Source organism: Rhodococcus sp. p52 (assembly GCF_000763325.2).
GTDB classification, from domain to species: domain Bacteria; phylum Actinomycetota; class Actinomycetes; order Mycobacteriales; family Mycobacteriaceae; genus Rhodococcus; species Rhodococcus pyridinivorans.
This window is the reverse complement of the sequence record NZ_CP016819.1, coordinates 1,395,451-1,414,894: the sequence shown is the minus strand read 5'-3', so window position 1 is coordinate 1,414,894 and position 19,444 is coordinate 1,395,451. Positions and strand designations below refer to the sequence as shown.

General features: G+C 66.0%; 19 protein-coding genes and 2 tRNA genes. 2 read left to right on the top strand and 19 right to left on the bottom strand.

Annotated features, from left to right (window positions below):
* Positions 1 to 81: 81 nt before the first annotated feature.
* From IM25_RS06500 to IM25_RS06475, 7 genes are all read right to left on the bottom strand, one after another.
* Positions 82 to 1,122, bottom strand: coding sequence for an AAA family ATPase (locus IM25_RS06500; RefSeq protein WP_084294970.1), 1,041 nt, complete (start codon positions 1,120 to 1,122; stop codon positions 82 to 84).
* Positions 1,119 to 1,622: a hypothetical protein gene (locus IM25_RS06495; RefSeq protein ID WP_157126933.1), complete on the bottom strand. Its 504-nt coding sequence runs from the start codon at positions 1,620 to 1,622 to the stop codon at positions 1,119 to 1,121. The genes IM25_RS06500 and IM25_RS06495 overlap by 4 nt, the downstream gene beginning before the upstream one ends.
* Complete coding sequence (locus IM25_RS06490; protein WP_033098081.1) at positions 1,619 to 1,798, bottom strand: DUF6011 domain-containing protein; 180 nt, start codon at positions 1,796 to 1,798, stop codon at positions 1,619 to 1,621. Before IM25_RS06490 ends, IM25_RS06495 begins: the two co-directional genes overlap by 4 nt.
* Before the next feature lie 117 nt (positions 1,799 to 1,915).
* Positions 1,916 to 2,062, bottom strand: coding sequence for a hypothetical protein (locus IM25_RS26000; RefSeq protein WP_157126932.1), 147 nt, complete (start codon positions 2,060 to 2,062; stop codon positions 1,916 to 1,918).
* A complete protein-coding gene (locus IM25_RS06485) occupies positions 2,059 to 2,310 on the bottom strand; it encodes a hypothetical protein (protein WP_033098080.1) in 252 nt (83 codons plus the stop codon). Before IM25_RS06485 ends, IM25_RS26000 begins: the two co-directional genes overlap by 4 nt.
* The gene (locus tag IM25_RS06480) at positions 2,307 to 2,726 is read right to left on the bottom strand and encodes a hypothetical protein (RefSeq protein ID WP_157126931.1); all 420 of its coding nucleotides are present in this window, start codon (positions 2,724 to 2,726) and stop codon (positions 2,307 to 2,309) included. The genes IM25_RS06485 and IM25_RS06480 overlap by 4 nt, the downstream gene beginning before the upstream one ends.
* A gap of 65 nt (positions 2,727 to 2,791) precedes the next feature.
* On the bottom strand, positions 2,792 to 3,007 hold the full coding sequence (locus IM25_RS06475; RefSeq protein WP_033098078.1) for a helix-turn-helix transcriptional regulator: 216 nt from the start codon (positions 3,005 to 3,007) through the stop codon (positions 2,792 to 2,794).
* Between the two features lie 93 nt (positions 3,008 to 3,100).
* Between IM25_RS06475 and IM25_RS06470 the strand changes: the two genes are divergently transcribed.
* Positions 3,101 to 3,793, top strand: a complete 693-nt coding sequence (locus tag IM25_RS06470) for a hypothetical protein (RefSeq protein ID WP_156665169.1) — start codon at positions 3,101 to 3,103, stop codon at positions 3,791 to 3,793.
* Positions 3,777 to 4,856: a tyrosine-type recombinase/integrase gene (locus IM25_RS06465; RefSeq protein ID WP_033098076.1), complete on the top strand. Its 1,080-nt coding sequence runs from the start codon at positions 3,777 to 3,779 to the stop codon at positions 4,854 to 4,856. Before IM25_RS06470 ends, IM25_RS06465 begins: the two co-directional genes overlap by 17 nt.
* A gap of 99 nt (positions 4,857 to 4,955) precedes the next feature.
* Here the strand turns inward: IM25_RS06465 and IM25_RS06460 are convergent.
* From IM25_RS06460 to gyrB, 12 genes are all read right to left on the bottom strand, one after another.
* Positions 4,956 to 5,028 (bottom strand) — tRNA-Ala (locus IM25_RS06460).
* Positions 5,029 to 5,165: 137 nt separating this feature from the next.
* A tRNA-Ile gene (locus tag IM25_RS06455) sits at positions 5,166 to 5,239 on the bottom strand.
* Between the two features lie 75 nt (positions 5,240 to 5,314).
* Positions 5,315 to 6,577, bottom strand: a complete 1,263-nt coding sequence (locus tag IM25_RS06450) for a DUF3566 domain-containing protein (protein WP_065995881.1) — start codon at positions 6,575 to 6,577, stop codon at positions 5,315 to 5,317.
* Complete coding sequence (gyrA, locus tag IM25_RS06445) at positions 6,578 to 9,082, bottom strand: DNA gyrase subunit A (protein WP_006550923.1); 2,505 nt, start codon at positions 9,080 to 9,082, stop codon at positions 6,578 to 6,580.
* 116 nt (positions 9,083 to 9,198) lie between these two features.
* Positions 9,199 to 10,065: an MHYT domain-containing protein gene (locus IM25_RS06440; RefSeq protein WP_232333414.1), complete on the bottom strand. Its 867-nt coding sequence runs from the start codon at positions 10,063 to 10,065 to the stop codon at positions 9,199 to 9,201.
* Positions 10,066 to 10,198: 133 nt separating this feature from the next.
* A complete protein-coding gene (locus IM25_RS06435) occupies positions 10,199 to 11,038 on the bottom strand; it encodes an MHYT domain-containing protein (RefSeq protein WP_024102548.1) in 840 nt (279 codons plus the stop codon).
* A 146-nt stretch (positions 11,039 to 11,184) separates the two neighbouring features.
* Positions 11,185 to 11,997 carry an MHYT domain-containing protein gene (locus IM25_RS06430; RefSeq protein WP_006550920.1) on the bottom strand — a complete coding sequence of 271 codons (813 nt, stop codon included), beginning with the start codon at positions 11,995 to 11,997 and terminating at the stop codon, positions 11,185 to 11,187.
* Positions 11,997 to 12,551, bottom strand: a complete 555-nt coding sequence (locus IM25_RS06425; protein WP_024102547.1) for a GTP-binding protein — start codon at positions 12,549 to 12,551, stop codon at positions 11,997 to 11,999. The genes IM25_RS06430 and IM25_RS06425 overlap by 1 nt, the downstream gene beginning before the upstream one ends.
* A gap of 13 nt (positions 12,552 to 12,564) precedes the next feature.
* Positions 12,565 to 12,939 (bottom strand): DUF742 domain-containing protein, encoded by a 375-nt coding sequence (locus IM25_RS06420; protein ID WP_006550918.1) that lies wholly within the window; start codon positions 12,937 to 12,939, stop codon positions 12,565 to 12,567.
* 13 nt (positions 12,940 to 12,952) lie between these two features.
* Positions 12,953 to 13,369 carry a roadblock/LC7 domain-containing protein gene (locus IM25_RS06415; protein ID WP_006550917.1) on the bottom strand — a complete coding sequence of 139 codons (417 nt, stop codon included), beginning with the start codon at positions 13,367 to 13,369 and terminating at the stop codon, positions 12,953 to 12,955.
* A complete protein-coding gene (locus IM25_RS06410; RefSeq protein ID WP_065995880.1) occupies positions 13,366 to 16,860 on the bottom strand; it encodes a sensor histidine kinase in 3,495 nt (1,164 codons plus the stop codon). The genes IM25_RS06415 and IM25_RS06410 overlap by 4 nt, the downstream gene beginning before the upstream one ends.
* 349 nt (positions 16,861 to 17,209) lie before the next feature.
* Positions 17,210 to 19,246, bottom strand: a complete 2,037-nt coding sequence (gene gyrB, locus IM25_RS06405) for a DNA topoisomerase (ATP-hydrolyzing) subunit B (protein WP_019290470.1) — start codon at positions 19,244 to 19,246, stop codon at positions 17,210 to 17,212.
* Between the last annotated feature and the right edge of the window lie 198 nt (positions 19,247 to 19,444).

The following is a 19,444-nucleotide window of genomic DNA, read 5'->3' as shown; positions in this document are numbered from 1 at the left end:
GTGAAAGCGATTTCGGTGCTACTGCTACTCGCTACCGCACCTAGGGTTACGAGTAGCGAGTAGCAGCCCGTAGCGCTCCGGCTACTCCCGCCTGGAATCACGCCAGGCGCGTAGCGCTTCCGCTGCCCGGTTGCCACCCCACGACATACGCGCGCACACGTCTCGCTGAGAGCTCGGAGGCGGGTCGAGAGCATCGAGTGTGGCTACATCCTCAGCGAGCCGTTGCGGATCACCACCGCTGATACCGAAGTCGGTCGGCGCCGACTGTCCATCCTTCGGCGCGTGAATGACCGGTTCGAGAACGCCGCCGTCGAACACCCTCAGCTCGAACAGGCCGGCCAGTGGTTCACGGTCACCTGACGGGCAATGCTCCCTGAGTCCTCCGTGACGGTCCTTGTTGATCGTCAGATACGCAGAGCCACCCTTGCCAGGGGTGAAGGCGTCCTTGGCCCGTACACGCAGCGAGACGCCTCCGACGGCGCGTTTCTTCGCTGCGGTTCCGCCGGCCCCGAACGTGCGCGAGTCCGAACCTTTTGACAGGTGGTCGATCACGATGACGCACGCACCGGCCTTCGCCAACGGTTTGAGGATCCGCGAATGCACCGTGGTGAAGTCGTCAGCAGAGTTGCTGGAACTTCCGAACAGGGGCAACAGCTCCCCCATCGAGTCCACTACGGCGATGGCCGGTTTCCAGGCCGCCATATCCGCGACAACTTCCGTGGCATGAAGCCGATCTTCGGGTTCGACGTACAGGAACCGTTCAGGATCAGCGAGGGCGTCCCGGTCGGCTCCGAGTGCGAGCAGCCTGGTCACCGTGGCTGCTGCACCGTTGTGGTCGAGGTCGATCACGAGCACTCGTCCCGTCGCGCCAAGGCGGAGCAGTTCGGAAGCCGCGGTCAGGGCAAGCCATGTCTTTCCACCTTCGGGGTCTCCGAAGACGAAGTTCACCTGTTCGTCGTAGAACAGCGCGTGCCCATCGTCGCGGATGCCGTACTTTGGCACCGGAGATGGTGGAAGTTCACCCTTCAGTAACGCAGCAATGTCGAAGTATCGGTTGTAGTCGATGTCGGTCTCGTCGGCCCACGGCGCTTCGTCGTAGTTCTTCCCTACTGGAAGGCTCATGCTGCCTCCCCGCGAAGTGTCGTGAGTCGCTGAGCGTGCGTCACAGCTTCGGTTCCGGCCTGGCGCAACATCGGGAGAAGGTCGTCCTCAGGCATCGTGTCGGCAGCCTCGACGAGCGACTTCCCCAGCAGCTCGTAGCGGCGACGGTAGGCGTCGGAAACCACTGCGCGGGCGTATGTCGCCGGAGCGAGATGGTTCGAGGCGGCGCCTGAGGTGATCGCGTCGAGGAGGATCTTCTTCACCGCGGTGCCGGAGTCCCCACCGAGGCGGCCGGAGCGTTGCAGCTGGTCGCCGACTGCGGTGCCATCATGGGGTTGGCCGGCGCCGACGAGCCAACGGATTGCGAACAGGACCACGCGGGCATTCGGGTCCTCGAGGTCATCGTCGGCGATGAGGGGAAGCACCTCACGTACGTCGTCTGCGGCAGCCCACATGAGGGAGCCGAGGAGAAGCACTTCGGTTGTCGGGTCCGGGCCGATCGGACGAATAGCTCGGGTCACTCCATGCCTCCCTTCTGGCACTTCGGGCCGACATGAGCGGCACGGGATTTCGGGGCGATGAGCCAGCGGCCGCACACGCTGCACCGGGTGGCGATACGGGCGCCGTAGAGACGTGCTTCAGCATCGATACGGGCGACGGGGTCGGGTTCGATTGGGATATCCTTGTCCTGACGCATCGGGGCGTCTCCTTCTGGTTCGATGTGGGGCCGGGAACCGCGGATCGGGTTCCCGGCCTTGCTCGTCCGCGGCGTGCGGGGCTCCGCATCGAGCTGGGGTCGGGACACTCGGTCAGGTCACGGGCTACGCCTTCGCATCGCGGTGGTGGCGTCCTCTCCGAATCCGTCGCGATCGGTGATCTGCCGGTCGACGATGTGCGCGAGGATCAGGGCGATGTTCTCGGCGAAGAGTGCGACGACGAGGAAGAGTTCGAGGTCGGTCACTGTCCGGCCTCCTTCTGCGCCCAGTACTCGAGTGCTCCGAGCATGTCGGTGCGTCCAGTCGCGGCCTGGTATTCCTTCGAGCGGCGCTTGCCGGACTTGATCCAATCGTTCGGGAGATTCCACGGCTGTCCGTTGTGCCGATTGGATTCGGCTTGGATTTCCTCGACGGGGATTCCGAGCAGGAGGGACATACCCTTGGGGGCGAGCATCGGTTCGCCGTCGATGTAGCGGTACAGTTCGTCGCTCACAGTGCCTCCCGAACGTCGGCAGCCGCGCGGATCTTGCCTTCGTCCCAGACGAGAACGTGGTCTGTGTCGGCTTCCCGTTCGGCACGAGCGCGGCGGAGAGCATCGGTGATCTCGAGGCAGTGCTCGCACATCTCGGCGGGGGCACTGCCGTTGGTCTCGTGACCGGCATCGGGTGTAGTCACGTCCCAGTTTCGGTCAGTAACACCGCAGAACGCGGGGACCTCGACGTCGAGTTGGTTCGCTACCCAGATGTGCCATTCGCTCACGAGATGAGTCAGGTTCGAGCGATTGCGGTTAGAGTGCATGTCAGAATCTCCTGCTTCCTGGTTGGCGGATTCGCTGCCCTCGATGCCCTGCCCGGCATCGGGGGCGTTCTCATTCGGAGGCTCGGTGTAGTCGTGTTCGACTCCGAGCAAGTGGTGCAGGCGACGGGGGTAGTCGCACCTAGCGCACGTCGGCTCCGTTCCGAAGTAGCCGGCCATCATGCAGCACCGGGACGGTCGTCGGTGCGCTGCATGGTGTTCTGGTCGATCCAGGCGTGAACGTCGGACCACTTGTAGAAGATCCGACGATTGAGACGGACGAACTTCGGTCCAGTCCCCCTATACCGCCATTGCGCAAGTGCGGCTTCAGTCATGTTGAAGAACGCCGCCACCTCTTTCGCTGGTGCGATGAGCGGAGTATTCCCGTCACTCATGCCGTTTCCTCTCACTGGATTTCTAGCGACGTCACAAGTAGATCAGTGAGGCGAGGTGCTGTCAAGTCGCGAGATTTCTAGTACCGTGTGACTGTGACCGAAACGAAGCCATTAGCCGAGGTTGTTGGCCAGAACGCCCGCGCTCACCGGATTCGCCATGACGCGAAACTCGATGACGTAGCGCGTGTAGCCAGGCACTACGGCTTGAAATGGAGCACGGGGCGAGTTGGGGACCTCGAGGGCGGAAGAATGCCCGCTACGTTGCCGACCTTGTTCGCGGTCGCACTCACACTTGGCGAGGTGACCGGAGAACCTATATCGATCGCGGATCTCACGTGGTTCGACGGTTGGATCGAAGTGAATCCGGGGCTGAAGGTCCGCGGTGACGCTCTTACACGTGCATTGCAAGGAGAGCCGGCCCGGTTGATGGCGAGAGATGTTATGGAACCGGGGGAAGCCAAGCAGATCGTGCAAAAGGCGATCGAGCAGATGCGCGCAGACAATGACCTTCTTCAAGGAATTGGCGCCAACCTGCGAATTGACGATCTGCAGAGAGCTGTCCACGACGCGGGGGTGACAGAACATCGAGTTGCAAAAGAGTTGGATGTGACTCAGAACGTGCTGGCCACGCTGTCGCTGCATCTTTGGCAGTCGACCTTCTCGGAGGAACGCGACCGCAGGGCAGGTCCCGATTCCAACGCGCAGAGGAAGGGTCAGATCACCAGGCAGATGAAGGACGAACTGAGATCAACTCTCGCAGGACTGCGCCGTGGCGACGGTCAGTAGCTACGACACCGCCAGCGGGAAACGCTGGGAAGTCCGGTACCGCACCCCAGAGCGCACCACCACCCGGAAACGCGGATTCACCTCGAAACGGCAGGCACAGGACTTCGCTGCCACGGTCGAGGTAGAGAAGATGACGGGGAGTTATGTCGCGCCATCGGCCGGCCGGGTGCTTTTCGGTGACGTCGCCGAAAAGTGGATCGCGAGCAAGGTCAACCTGTCGGCCTCGACCGCCTCGAGGTACAGGTCAGCGCTCGATGTGCACATCCTCCCTGCCTTCAAGACCACCCCACTTGCCGACGTCACACGAGAGCGGCTGCGGCGATGGGTAGCGAGCATGGCAGAGACCAGCTCGGCCGCGACCGTACGGAAGAACGTCGGCGTCTTATCGCAGATCCTCGACCAGACGGTCGAGGACTCGAGGATCGTGTCGAATCCCGCGGCCGGCCTCGACCTGCCCCGCATCGAACACGAGGAACGCCGATACCTGACGCCCCACCAGGTCGATCTGCTGGCGAAGGCAGCGGAAAGTCACGCCGTGCTCGTCTACACGCTCGCGTACTGCGGTCTGCGGTTCGGTGAGGCCGCCGCGCTCACCGTTGCGGACGTGAACCTCGACCGCGGCCGGCTACGTATCCACAGGTCTGCGACTGTCGTCGACAGCAAGGTCGTGGTGTCGAGCACGAAGTCGAACAAGGGCCGCGATGTACCGCTCCCCCGGTTCCTAGCGGAGATGCTGGCGAAGCACACCGAGAGCATGAGTCCCGAGCAGTTGGTGTTCCCCGACAGTCGCGGCGGACACCTCCGTGCGAACAACGTCCGGCGACGATGGTGGAACGACGCGGTGAAGGCATCCGGTGTCCCCGAGGGACTGACACCGCACGAGCTACGACACACCGCGGCCTCGCTGGCGATCAGCGCCGGAGCGAGCATCAAAGCGGTACAGCGGATGCTCGGTCACAGCAGCGCGGCGCTCACCCTCGATCGGTACGGGCACCTGTTCGACGACGATCTCGGAATGGTGGCTCAGCGGCTTCACGATCTCGCTCGACCACACTCCACGTGACACTGCTCGAGCACCGAGTGTGTCCAAACTGTGTCCAGGAACGCGGAGAGGGCATTTTCCCCTATTGGAGAAAATACCCTCTACCTGCACTTTTACTTGTGGAGCCTAGGAGATTCGAACTCCTGACATCTGCCTTGCAAAGGCAGCGCTCTACCAACTGAGCTAAGGCCCCGTCCGCCGCGTCAGCGACTGGGAACCGCGTGCCATTCGTCTTCGCTCCGAAGCATGCGAGCGATTCCGAGAACGATCAGAATCCCGGTTCCCACGAGCGCGAGAACCCTCATTCCGATCATCCTTTCGGCACGGGAGTGGGCCTAGGAGGACTTGAACCTCCGACCTCTTCGTTATCAGCGAAGCGCTCTAACCGCCTGAGCTATAGGCCCTCGAACCGAGATGGAACACTACCCCACCGGGGTCGCCGGAAACAAATCGCCTCGGCGGGGCAGCGTTCCGGCAGGTCAATCCGGGTCCGCGAGGGTGGCCTGAACGCCGCCTACGAGATCGGTGCAGAGGTTGTAGATGAACGCACCGAGGGTCGCGAGAGCCGTCAGCAACACCGTGTTGGCGATGCCGATGATCGTCGCGTAGCCGAACACCTGGCCGGCCGAGACGAGCGCACCGCTACCGGCGTCGGAGACGATGTCGGTGAACGCACTGTTGAGGCGTTCCCATACCCCCATGCCGGCCAGCACGCCGTAGAGTAGGCCGACCGCGATCATCCACACGAAGAACAACGACACCGAGATCACCGACGAGATCTTCAGCATCGACCAGGGGTCGATACGGCGGATCTGCACGGTGGCCCGCAGCGGTCCGGCGGCGGGGATCGCCGTGGGCACCGCGGTGGTGGCGGGGGCGCTCACCTGCGGGGGCTCCCCCGTGCTCGGCGAACCGGTCGACGGATGCTTCACTGCGGACAGATCCGGCAGGTCCTTGGCGAGATCCTTGCGTTCGATGTGCCGTGTCGGGCCGTCGATTACCGCGGACTTCGCCTTCGCTGCAGCAGCCCGGTCGCGCGTCCCGCGCGCGGCGTCTCCGCCCCCGGCCGGGCTAGCTCCTCCGGCGACATTGGGAGCCGCTGTGCCGGTCACGACGGGACGCGTCGACGGCTCCGGGCCTCCGGCCGCAGAGCCCTTGGCCGAGGCCCCAGCGGGGCGCTGAGGCGCTCCACCCTGCTTGGACAGACCCTGACCCACACCCGGAACGTTCGTCTGCGGAGCGTTCTGCGGGGAGCCCGACTGCGCCGACGCCGCTCCCCGCTGCCAGGGAGGGGTCGGGCCGCCGGAGCGGGGCATCTGGGCGGTGCGTTGCTGACCTGTGGCCGGCTGATCGGCCGCAGCCGATCCGTTCTTACCGTCCGCTGAGGCACCACCGGACTTCTGGGGGCCGCCCTGAGCAGGCGTGTCCTGCGCCGCCTTCGCCGTCGGCTCGGCGGCCTTCCGGCCTGCTGCCGGCTGCTGGTCGGCCGGACCCTGCACGGGTGCCGGGTCCGCTGCTCCCGCTGCGGGAGCGGACGAACCCTCCGCCGGTGCCCCAGGAGCCTGCGAAGGCTGGGCCGGTGACGACTGCGACGGCCGGTTCTCCGGCGCCGGTTTCTGCTCCGAGGCCGGGCCCTGCTGCGTGCCCTTGTTCTCGGGCTTCACCTCGTTCTCTGTACGGTCCTCCGGCTTCCGACCGGTTTGCCCGCGATCGGCCCCGTTCGGTCCCTGGGGAGTGCTCACTTACGACTCCTTAGCTCCGGCTGCGTCGGCTTCGTCCGGCTCGTCGGCGTTGCGCGCGATCGCGAGCAATGTATCGCCCTCGGCCAGGTTCATGAGCCGCACGCCCTTGGTCTGACGGCCTGCCTTGCGCACCTGCTTCGCCGCAGTGCGGATGACACCGCCGCTCGAGGTGATGGCGTACAACTCGTCGTCGTCCTCGACGATGCGCGCCCCGACCAGGTTGCCACGCTTGCGGTCGTACTGGATGGTCAGAACACCCTTACCGCCGCGACCTTGGACCGGGTAGTCCTCCATCGGGGTGCGCTTGGCGTAACCACCCGAGGTAGCGACCAGCAGGTACGTGCCCTCCTTGACGACGTTGAGCGAGAGCAGCTTGTCCTCGCCGTTGAACCGCATGCCCTGCACACCGGAGGTCGCGCGGCCCATCGGACGCAGCGCCTCGTCGGTGGCCGAGAAACGGATCGACTGGCCCTGCTGCGAGACGAGCAGCAGATCGTCCTCGGCGGAGCACAACACCGCGCCGACGAGCTCGTCGTCGCCGCGCAGGTTGATCGCGACGATGCCGCCCGAACGGTTGGAGTCGAAGTCCGACAGGCGCGACTTCTTGACCAGGCCGTTGCGGGTCGCGAGCACCAGGTACGGCGCATCCTCGTAGGTTTTGAGGCGGATGACGCCCTGGATGCGCTCGTCGGGCTGGAAGGCCAGGAGGTTCGCGACGTGCTGACCACGCGCCGTGCGATTCGCCTCGGGCAGCTCGTACGCCTTCGCGCGGTAGACGCGGCCCTTCGTCGTGAAGAACAGCAGCCAGTCGTGCGTGGACGTCACGAAGAAGTGCTTGACGATGTCGTCCTGCTTGAGCTCGGCACCCTTGACGCCCTTGCCGCCGCGCTTCTGCGAGCGGTACAGGTCGGTGCGCGTGCGCTTGGCGTAACCGGTCTCGGTGATGGTGACGACGACGTCCTCACGTGCGATGAGGTCCTCGTCGTTGACATCACCGTCGGCCGCGACAAGCCGCGTGCGGCGCTCGTCGCCGTACTTGTCGACGATCTCCTTCAGCTCGTCGCGGACGATGGCGCGCTGCCGCTCCGGACGGGCCAGGATGTCCTTGTAGTCCTCGATCTCGCGCTCGATCTCGGCGAGGTCGTCGACGATCTTCTGACGCTCGAGAGCAGCCAGGCGACGCAGCTGCATCGCCAGGATGGCGTCGGCCTGGATCTCGTCGACCGTGAGCAGATCGATCAGGCCGGCGCGCGCGATGTCGACGGTCTGCGACGCGCGGATGAGCGCGATGACCTCGTCGAGCGCGTCGAGGGCCTTGACCAGGCCGCGCAAAATGTGGGCGCGTTCCTCGGCCTTGCGCAGCAGGTACCGCGTACGCCGGACGATGACCTCGATCTGGTGGTCGACGTACAACCGGATCATCTGGTCGAGGCGCAGCGTGCGCGGCACCCCGTCGACGATCGACAGCATGTTGCAGCCGAAACTCGTCTGCAGCTGCGTGTGCTTGTAGAGGTTGTTGAGAACCACCTTGGCCACCGCGTCGCGGCGGACAGTGACGACGATGCGCATGCCCACGCGGTCGGACGACTCGTCGTGGATGTCGGAGATGCCCGCGATCTTGCCGTCGCGGACCTGTTCGGCGATCGACGTGATGAGGTTGTCCGGGTTGACCATGTACGGCAGCTCGGTGATGACGATGCTGGTGCGGCCCTTGGAGTCCTCTTCGATCTCCACGACGCCGCGCATCTTCACCGATCCGCGACCGGTCGTGTAGGCATCGTGGATGCCCTGCGTGCCCGTGATCAGGCCGGCGGTCGGGAAGTCCGGTCCCTTGATCCGCTCCATGACCGCGGCGAGGGTGGTCTCCTCGTCGGCCTCGAAGTTGTCGAGCGCCCAGTAGATGGCCTCCGCAACCTCCCCGAGATTGTGCGGCGGGATGTTGGTGGCCATACCGACCGCGATACCGCCCGAACCGTTGATCAACAGGTTGGGGATACGGCTGGGGAGAACCGTCGGTTCCTGCGTGCGGCCGTCGTAGTTCGGCTGGAAATCGACCGTCTCGTGGTCGATCTCCCGCAGCATCTCCATCGCGAGCGGCGTGAGCCGGCACTCGGTGTACCGCATGGCGGCGGCGCCGTCGTTGCCGCGGGAACCGAAGTTGCCCTGACCGTCGACGAGTGGATAGCGCATCGACCACGGCTGCGCCAGACGCACGAGCGTGTCGTAGATCGACGCGTCGCCGTGCGGGTGGTAGTTGCCCATGGTCTCGGCGACCGCGCGCGCCGACTTCACGTACCCGCGGTCGGGACGGAAGCCGTTGTCGAACATCGCATAGAGCACGCGACGGTGCACCGGTTTGAGACCGTCACGCACGTCGGGCAGAGCACGGCCCACGATCACGCTCATCGCATAATCGATGTAACTGCTCTGCATCTCCTGCTGGATGTCGACGGGCTCGATGCGGTCGTGCCCCGGCCCCTCCGGAGGCAACGTGGTGTCGGTCATGAGCTCCTTCTTCTACTCGGCTCGCACGCCCGGCTCCGGCCTTCGGCCCGACGGACGTCTCGCAACCACACGAGTCTATAGGTGCAGGTCAGCCGATGCCGAGAAGGACAGGCACTTCACAGCCCGAGATCTGTCCGGAACCGAGTTCTCACATGTGGGATCCGGTGACCGGGTCGCGGTCCCCCTGCCGTTCCGCCTCCGACGCCCACTGCCCGAGCCGGGCGTCGCGCACGGCGTCCTCCGGGTCGGAGGCGAGCAGCAGCGCGGTGATCGGCACGGCCAGGACGATGATGCCGAGGACGAACGCAGGGAACAGCAGCGACATCACGGTCATGCCTTCGGGCGCGGGCATGCTCGGATCGAGGGGTGACCCGCACGCCGGCCATGCCGGTGTAGTGCAGCGCCACGACCGCGCATCCCATGACGAAGGCCGCGACGACGCGGATCTCGAGACGACGCGTGCGGCGGGCCAGTGCGAGCGCGGCCGTGGAGGCGACGACACCGATGATCACCGAGGCGATCACGTACCCCGTCTCGTGTTCGATCGCGCCCCGGATGCGGATGGCGTACATGCCGCTGTAGTGCATCATGCTGACGGCGGCGCCCATGAGCAGACCGCCGATGAGCAACCGCACCGATTCGGGAATGCGGTGCTTGCTGACGTCGTGCACGTCGGCGATCCGCAGACCCACGAGGGTCGCGACGACGGCGAGCACGACAGAGAAGACCGTCGGTGCCAGTTCGTATCGGATGGTCGTACCCGGCACGGAGAAGCCCATCATGCCGATGAAGTGCATGAGCCAGATGCCCACGCCGCCGATGGACAACGACGCCATGAGGAGCCACCAGTTGCCGCTGCGCCGCGGCTCTTCGAGCGACCGCCGGACACAGGACAATCCGACGAAGGAACCCATCACAGCGGTGGCATAGGAGAGGAGGAAAACCCACATCCCCATGGAGAAGTGGTGTACGTCGTGCGACACGTGAGGTCCTCACAGCGGCGCGCTGTCACCACCGCGCTCGGAGGGCACGCGCCACGACCTACCCGATGCGGGCTGCACCCCGACTTTCCAGCAGCGTAAGCGAGCTTATCGCGCTGTGGGTGTTCACATCACATCACCGTTTCACATGTCGCCCGTAAGGACGGGAGACCGTCTCGGGGCCGTCCCCACCGAGCCAGATCGCCATCTCCCGCTCCTGCTCGAGGTCCTGTGTGCTCGCCGATGCCATCAGAGCTACGACCGGCACCGCGAGCAGCGCGACACCGATGATGAATCCAGGGAACAGCAGGGTCATGATGGTCATCCCCTCCGGATTCGGAGCGGACGGATCGACGGTCACCGCGATCCCGGCCATGCCCGTGTAGTGCAGTGCCACCACGGCGCATCCCATGACGGCGGCGGCCGGGATCCGCACGGCCGGCCGTTCCGCGACCCGCGACAGCCACAACGCGACGATCGACGCGACGACACCGATCGCGACGGACGCCGCGACGTACGACCGTCCCTGCTCGAGTTCGCCCTGGATCCGCACCGCGGCCATGCCGCTGTAGTGCATGCCGGCGACCGCGAAGCCCATGATCACGCCGCCGACGAGAAGCCGGACATCCGACGGCAACCCACGGATCCACTGCACGTCGGTGTCGAGGATCCGCAATCCGACCAGCGTGGCCGTCACGGCGAGCGCGACCGACAGCAGCGTCAGTCCGAGGTCGTAACGGATCGCGGAACCGGGTACGTCGAAGCCCATCATCCCGATGAAGTGCATCAACCAGATTCCGACGCCCCCGATGGACAGGGCTGCCATGAGTGTCCATCGGGTCCGGGCGACCGACGTCCATGCGTTCGCAGCCTTGCGCGCGCAGGACAGACCGGCATAGCACCCCACTGCGGACGTGATGTAGGCGAGTGCGAAAAGCCAACCGCCCATGGAAAAATGGTGAACCTCGTGCGACATGTTGCCCCCCAGGAAGCGGCACGCACGGCACATCGATCCGTGTCGTGCCGAGTAGACCGACAGCGACCCCCGACGCTGCACAGAAGACTACTCCACTTCCGGGATTTCAACCAGATATGTTGACTTACAACATGTTCGGACGATATTCAGAAGGTCCGACCGTCGACGGGATCTACCGGGCCGTCGGCCGCCCACCGCTCGGATTCCTCTTCCAGTTCCGCCGCAAGACGATCCGGGGCCTGGAGCACCAGGACGATCGGAACGGCCAGCAGCAACAGGCCTACGACGAAGAGCGGGAAGAGAATGGAGAAGACCTCGATCCCACCGGAAACCACCACGGCGGGGTCGATCTCCACACGGACCGACGCGGCGGCGAGGAAGTGCACCGCGATCACGGCGACGCCGGCCAACGCGCTGCTCAGCAGGCGCTTGGGCCACGTGTCCGCCGTCTTCACCTGGGCCAGGAAGCCCACGGCCGTCGCGATCGCCAGCCCCACTGCTGCGGCGACCCAGAGCGGATCGAAGGTCAGCGATCCCTGGATCCGCACCGCTGCGAGGACCGAGAACGGCGCGCCCGCAAGGCCGGCGCCCAGCACGAGAGCACCCGTGACCGTCCGGGCGAGGGTGGCGGGAGCGTTGTCCGGGATCGCGACGAGCAGCGCCACGTACACCGACACCAGCGCGACGAGCATCGAGAACACGATGGTGACGGTGTCGAACCGCACCACACTGTCCTCGACGTTGAAGCCCGCCATCGGAAGGAACATAGCGAGCCAGACACCGACGCCACCGCTCACCAGGGCAGCGAGAATCATCCAGTACGAACGCAATCGGTCGCTGGAGGTGGTGCGGACCCGTCGAGCACCGGTGACCCCGATGAACACCCCGATCGCCGAGGTCAGATAGGCAAGGACCGTGACCCACGAGCCCATCGTGAAGAGTTCGAGGCCCTCCCCCATTACTGGGTCACCGGCTGGTGCAGCTTCCGCAGAGCGTATTCGGTGACGGTGACCAGGGCCTGCTTCGCCGACTCACGTGCTCGCGCATCGATCGACACGATCGGCACATCCGCCGAGATCGCCATCGCTTGACGGATGTCCTCGAGCGGGTATCGGGGAGCATCGTCGAATTCGTTGATGGCGACGATGAACGGGAGATTGCGCGCCTCGAAGAAGTCGACGGCGGCGAAGCTCTCATCCAGGCGACGCGTATCGATCAGCACAATCGCCCCGATGGCGCCGCGGATCAGGTCGTCCCACATGAACCAGAAGCGGTGCTGTCCGGGCGTGCCGAACAGGTAGAGGACGAGGTCGTCGGCCAGACTGATACGACCGAAGTCCATGGCGACCGTGGTGGTCGCCTTCTGCGGTGTCGCAGAGAGGTTGTCGACGCCGTCGCTGGCGTTCGTAACGAGCGCCTCGGTACGAAGCGGCACGATTTCCGACACCGTCCCGACCAGAGTCGTCTTACCGACGCCGAAGCCTCCGGCGATCACGATCTTGGTCGAGGTCACGCGCTTCGTGGCGTTAGAGTTCGCGAAGTCCACTGAGGACCCTTTCAATCAGCTCACGACGCTCCGCGTCGCTCGAATCGTCTTTCAGCGTGGCCAGGATCTGTACGTGTCCGGCTTCGACGAGATCGGCGACGAGCACGCGTGCCACGCCGATCGGCACCCCCACGCGCGCGGCGATCTCCGCGACGGAGGGTGATTCCTTGCACAGCTCCAGGATCGTGGCATTGATGTTGTCCAGATCCCGGGACCGATCGTCGGTTCCCGGAATGGCCTGGATGAGCGCCTCCAACGCCAGTTCGACCGCAGGACTCGTACGTCCCGAAGTCAGGGAGTAGGGCCGGACCAGACTGGGCTGATCCGGCACGGACTCCGGCTTCCGCGATTCCATGGCCACCTCGACGTCAGGACCCTAGACCGACCCGCGGGGTGGCTTCGACCGAAGCACCCACTCGATCGACCAAGAGCGCCATCTCGTAACCGACCTGTCCGATGTCGCACTCGGAGGCGGTCAGAGCCGCCAGGTGCGAGCCGTCGCCGACGCTCATCAGCAGCAAGTAGCCGTGCTGCATCTCCACGACGGACTGCAGCACACCCCCACCGTCGAACAGCTGCGACACACCGTTGGACAGGCTGGCCAGGCCCGAGGTCACCGCAGCGAGCTGCTCGGCACGATCCACCGGGAGGTGGGCGCTGGCGGCCATGAGCAGACCGTCGGCGGACACGAGCACGGCATGCGAGACACCCGGGACTTCGCGCGCGAAGTTGGAAACCAACCAGTCCAATGGACGAGCTGCGTCGGATCCATGATCAATATTCATCGAACTCCCTGTTCGTCGTTCTCGCGATTGCTGGAATTCGCCGAGGCGCGTCCGTTGCGGACACCCTGCTGATGGCGGCTCAAGTTGGCCCGGATGGCTTCCGGGTCTCGACGTCGAATGGTCCTCGGCAGCTCACCCGTTGCCGGTGCCCGAACAGCACCCGGCACCAGACGCTCGCCGGGAGCGCGCCGCGGAAGACCCGCGGTGGTGTGCTCCTCCACGGGGGACTCGGTAGCACGCTGTGCGGCTTCCCAACCCGCGTCCGCCGCGGAGTGCCACTCCCGCTTCCTGCGGTCCTCCGGAAGGCTCGTCGGGTCGACGAGCCAGTCCGACATCATCGTGGTGAAGATCGGGGTGTTCGCCGGCTGCGGACGGGCCGACGCGAGGTCGGACCGCGGCTGGAAGAACGATGCGGTCTTCGCCGAGTTGGTCCGGTAGCGATGGCGGGCCGCCTGCTGCGCGTCGCTGTGCGGCGAGACGGAGCCACCGTCGGCGATGCTCGGGCCGGAGACCGCTGCGGCCGAATCGGGTTCGGAAGCGTTGGTCGACGCAGCGGGTTGCTGCGGAAGCCCCGGCGTGCTGCCCGGCTGACGACGCGGCAGACCGGGCGTGCTTCCCGGACGACGCTGCGGGAAACCCGTCGAGGGTTCCTGCTGCCGACGGTCCGCATCCTGCTCGGGGGCGCGCTGTGCGTCCGGCGCGGGGGCGCGCTGGGGCAGGTCGGGACGGTTCGGTGTGTCCGGGCGACCTGCGGCGTCGCCACCTGCGAGCGGTCCCGCCGACGGCTGTTGCTGCGGCCGGTTCTGCGGAACGGACGGGGACGATCCGGAAGCCCGTCCCGGCAGGCCGGGAGTCGCGCCCGGCCGACGCTGCGGAAGACCGGGGGACGCGGGTCGCTGCTGCGGGGCGGGTGCACGATGCGCCGAACCCTGCTGGGGCTCACGGACCGGCAAGGACTGCGACTGCTGGGAGTCCGTTGGCGACAGGCCCGGTGTGGCACCGGGACGACGCTGCGGAAGACCCGAAAGCCCTTCCCGGCGAGACCGATCGGCGTCGGGTCGTGGCCCGGCACCGTTGCGGCCGTCGCCGTTGCGGCCGTCGAGCGGGTGACCGTTGGTCTCGTCCGGCCCGCGACGAGGACCGCGCGGAGGCAGCGACGACGCGAAGGCTGCTGCGGCGTCCGGCTCGATCCGGCGCGGCTGCGGCGACCGGGGTGGAGTCGGGAGACCAGGCGTCTCGCCCGGCTGACGCGTGGGCAGACCCGGAGTTCCACCCGGGCGACGCTGCGGAAGACCCGACGGGCCGAACTCGCGGGATGCCGGCGGTGCCTGATTGTCGCGCTGCGGCTCGTCGCGTCGCTCGTCGTCGTAGGACGGCTCCGCATCCCATGCGGCGGAAGCGCTCTCGTCGACATCGACGGCGTAACCGTTGTTCGCGTAGCCGTTGTCGTAGGCATCGTCGGACTCGTCCGCACGGACATCGTCGGCGGAGTCGAGCGGCTGCGAGGACGCGTACTCGTGCCGGTCGTCGGCCGCGGGCAGACCCTGCGGGGCGACGGGCGCCGAGAGCGCCTGCGGTGCCGAGTACTCCTCCGCTTCGATCTCGATGCGCGGCTGGGGACCGGTGTGCGACAACGCCAACGGGGAGACCAGCAGGACGTCCGGGATGTGGACGCTCGCGGTGATACCCGGGTTGCGCGCGGTGTCGAAGGTCGGGCGCAGGCGCACGGTGAGACCGTGCCGCTCGGCCAGTCGCGAGACCACGAACAGACCCATGTGGCGTGCGGTGTCGGGACCGACCTCGCCGCCCTTGGCGAGACGCTGGTTGATGGACTCGAGTTCGTCGGCCGGGATACCGATACCGCGGTCGGCGATCTCGACGAGCAGGCCACCGTCGACGGCTCGCGCGAAGCTGAAGGTGACGTTGCTGTCGGGCGGCGACGCGCGCAGCGAGTTGTCGACCAGCTCGGCGAGCAGATGCACGATGTCGGTCGCGACCGCGCCGCTGAGGGCACCGTCGGGAGTCGAACCGATCTGCACGCGCTGGTAGTCTTCGACCTCCGACATCGCGGCGCGCAGGATGTCGCCGAGCTGCACGGGCGCGGAGTGACCGCGGCGCGTGCGGGTACCGGAGAGAATCAGCAGGTTGTCGCCGTTCCGGCGCATACGCGCGGCGAGGTGGTCGAGGCGGAACAGGCTCTCGAGTCGGGCCGGATCCTTCTCCTCGTACTCGAGTCGTTCGATGAGGCCGAGCTGCTGCTCGACGAGCGACTTGGAGCGACGTGCGAGTGTCTCGAACATGTCGCTGATCTGCAGGCGGAGGTGTGCCTGCTCGCCGGCGAGACGCAGTGCCTGCCCGTGCATGTCGTCGACGGCGCGGGCGAGCTGACCGATCTCCTCGGTGGTGTGCACCGGGACTCGGGTGAACTCGATATCCTCGATGTTGTCGCCGACCTTGATGCGGTCGATGGCCTCGGGCAGCTCCTGCCGCGCGACCTTCAGCGTGCCGTAACGCAGGCGGCGGATCGGGCCGACCAGTGAGCGGGACACGAGCAATGCGAGCACGAGGGCTGCGAGCAGGGCTGCGAGCACGATCGCGGTGTCGCGGAGAGCGGCCGAGCGGGTTTCCGCGGCGCGGTCCCGAATCGTGGTGCTGACCTGCGACGACGCTTCGTCGATGATGGTGCCGTAGATGTCGACACTGTTGAGCAGCGACGCGCGGATGTCGAGGATCGGGAGCGGACCGGAACCGGCCGCGTCGACCATGTCGGCACGTTCCTGGACGCCGGCCCGCAGTTCGGCGATTTGCTGATCGGCCATCAGGTAGGAGCGGGCGAGCAGGTCGAGCATCGCGAGCTCGGCGCCGGAGGCGGACACCAGCGCGGTGCCCGGCTGGGTCGGGGCGTCGACCAGCTGGAGCAGACCGAGAACCTGACCGAAGAGGTAGCGCTGCGAGTACCACGCGTTGATCAGCTGGTCGCCGTAGCCGATGATCTCGCGATCGTCGACCTCGCCGAGGATGGCCTCGACGACACGGTTGAGGCTGTCGCGCACCTCGTTGGTGACGGCACCGATCTCCTCGATCGGCACCGGACCCGCCTGAATCTTCGTGTAGAGCGACTGGGCCGTGGCGGCGGTGCGGCTGAGGTCGGCGGCCACGGCGGGATCGAGCTCGGGGTTCTCCGTGATCGCGGCGATCGTGCCGAAAGCGTCACCGAGAGCCGCCATTTCCTCGGGGGTCGCCGTTCCGACCGCGGCATCCGCGGTGGCGGTGGCGAACGCCGTCGAGAAATCCACGATGTCCGGCACGGCTGCGACCTGATCGGCCGCGGACGAGAAGTGGACGGCGTTGCTGAGCTCGTTCTCGACCCGAAGACCACCGAGGACCATTGCCACAGTCACGGGGACAGCGAGAACGGCGGTGACCTTCCTGCGAAGACCCCACCCCTCGATGTTCCACCACCGCTGCTGGGGCGGCGACTTGTCACTCATGGATCACAGCTCTCCTTCCACCCCGTCCGCGCCGGGCGACGAACACCAGTCGGCACTGCACTCCGTTGAGCGCGTTTTCGATCGAGTGCAGTCGAACGAGACGTTTCGGGTGAGGGCACCATATCGGGACATACAGCGGATACGGAAGAGTGAGTTCTTCCCGTACCCCGCGCTGCCCCAGCCCCCTCGTCGGCAGCCACACGTACAGATGGCCGATAGAAGTGTACTCACGAGTAACGAAGAAGGCTAACGGCCCTGCCCACTTCCGGGCGCACGACATGCGAATCCCCGCCGTGCTGTACGACACAGCGGGGATTCGCATGCAGTTCTCCGGCGCTGCCGGCCGTGATCAGACGTCGAGGAAGCGGACATCCTTCGCGTTACGGGTGATGAAGCTCCGTCGTGCCGCGACGTCCTCACCCATCAGAACGCTGAACAGCTCGTCGGCGGCAGCGGCGTCGTCAAGGGTCACCTGACGCAGGACGCGGACGCTCGGATCCATGGTGGTCTCCCACAGCTCTTTGGCGTTCATTTCACCGAGGCCCTTGTAGCGCTGGATGCCGTCGTCCTTGTTGATCCTCTTGCCGGCCTTCAGACCCGCCTCGAGCAGGGCGTCGCGCTCGCGGTCGGAGTACGCGAACTCCGGCTCGCTGCGCTGCCACTTGAGCTTGTACAGCGGCGGCTGTGCCAGGAAGACGTGGCCTTCCTCGACCAGCGGCCGCATGAAGCGGAAGAGCAGCGTGAGCAGCAGCGTCGCGATGTGCTGACCGTCGACGTCGGCGTCGGCCATCAGGACGATCTTGTGGTACCGCAGCTTCGAGATGTCGAATTCCTCGTGGATGCCGGTACCGAACGCCGTGATGATCGACTGGACCTCGGCGTTCTTGAGGACCTTGTCGATCCGGGCCTTCTCGACGTTGATGATCTTGCCGCGCAGCGGAAGGATCGCCTGGTACATCGAGTCGCGACCCGACTTGGCGGAGCCACCCGCGGAGTCGCCCTCCACGATGTAGATCTCACACTTGCTCGGGTCCTTCGACCGGCAGTCGGCGAGCTTGCCGGGCAGACCACCGATGTCGGTCGCGCTCTTGCGGCGGACGAGCTCGCGCGCCTTACGAGCGGCGACACGCGCGTGCGCCGACGACACGGCCTTGGTGACGATCGTCTTCGCGTCGGCCGGGTTGGCCTCGAACCAGTGCGAGATGTGCTCGTTGCACGCCTTCTGCACGAAGGACTTCACCTCGGTGTTGCCGAGCTTGGTCTTCGTCTGGCCCTCGAACTGCGGCTCAGCGACCTTGACGGAGATGATCGCCGCGAGACCCTCACGGATGTCGTCACCCGTGAGGTTCGGGTCCTTGTCCTTGAGGAGTTTCTTGTCCTTCGCGTAGCGGTTGACGACCGTGGTCAGCGCCGCACGGAAGCCTTCCTCGTGCGTACCGCCCTCGTGGGTGTTGATGGTGTTGGCGAAGGTGTGGACGGACTCGGAGTAACCCGAGTTCCACTGCATCGCGACCTCGAGTTCGTGGCCGGTGCCCTTGGCGGTGAACCCGACGACGGAGTTATGGATCGGCGACTTCGTGCGGTTGATGTGGCGCACGTAGTCCTCGAGACCACCCGGGTAGTGGTAGGTGCGGACCTTGACCTTGTGCACCTCGGGCTCGGTTGCCTCGACGGCCTGGTCCTCGGCGGTCTTCGGCGCCTCGGCGGTCTCCGGGACGTCCTCGTCGGTGACCTCTTCGGGAGCGACCCGCTCGTCGGTGAGAGTGATGGTCAGTCCCTTGTTGAGGAACGCCATCTCCTGCAGGCGACGCGCGACGGTCTCGAAGTTGAACGTCGTGGTCTCGAAGATCTCCGGGTCCGGCCAGAAGCGGACGGTGGTACCGGTCTGCTTGGTGGCCTCACCGCGGACGAGCTCGCCCGGCTTCGAGGCGGTGTACGTCTGCTCCCAGTGGTAGCCGTCGTTGTCGATCTCGACCTCGAGGGTTGTGGACAGGGCGTTCACCACGGAGATACCGACACCGTGCAGACCGCCGGAGACGGCGTAGGCATCGGAGTCGAACTTGCCACCCGCGTGGAGCTGGGTGAGGACGACCTCGACGGTGGGCACACCGGAGGCGTGCATACCGACGGGGATACCGCGACCGTCGTCGACGACCTGGACACCGCCGTCGGCGAGGAGGGTGACCTCCACCTTCGACGCGTAACCGGCCATGGCCTCGTCGACGGAGTTGTCGACGACCTCCCAGATCAGGTGGTGCAGGCCACGCTCTCCGGTGGAACCGATGTACATACCGGGGCGCTTGCGCACCGCCTCGAGACCCTCGAGGACGGTGATGGACGACGCACCGTACTCACTCTTGTTGTTGTTCGACTTCTGGGCAGCCACGGGTGGGTAGCTCTCCTTCTCCGATCGGCCCCGCGCACGCGCGCGACGCATTCCTGTCCATCCTACGTGCCTGTGAGCCTTGCGCCGGGGCGGACACGAAAGCGGGCGTTCCGTACCGCTGACGTCCCCGTAGCGGCCTCTTCGCGACCCGGACAACGTGATTTCCTACGCGCTCCGATTTTCGCCCCTCGTACGGGC